Here is a 274-nt window from a genome sequence, read left to right as displayed (position 1 = left end):
GTTTCTTTCCAAAGTTCTTGTCGACGGATTGCGGCTTTAGCTTAATTTTAATCATATAATCGCCCATCCGGTAAGCTCCCACAGAATAAAAATCAAAAGACAAAAAGAAATCATTTCTTTTATCAATAAAATGCAGGGTATTCTTTATAAATGAACCATTAAGAACAGAAGGAATAACTTTTACCATCTGAGCGGCTAAAGAAGGAAGATGACTCCATTTTTTAAGATAAAACTGGTTAATTGAAGTAAATAATTTCAAAAATGTGCTCACAGA

Annotated in this window: 1 pseudogene; it reads right to left on the bottom strand. The window is 32.1% G+C overall.

Annotated elements, in window-relative coordinates:
- A pseudogene (locus SCA31_RS23350) lies at positions 1–259 on the bottom strand (catalase); the annotation flags it as partial.
- Between the last annotated feature and the right edge of the window lie 15 nt (positions 260–274).

This window comes from Chryseobacterium sp. SIMBA_028, from assembly GCF_046535285.1.
Taxonomy (GTDB): Bacteria; Bacteroidota; Bacteroidia; order Flavobacteriales; family Weeksellaceae; genus Chryseobacterium.
Note: the sequence above shows the minus strand (reverse complement) of the source record. Positions and strands in the feature narration are given on the sequence as shown.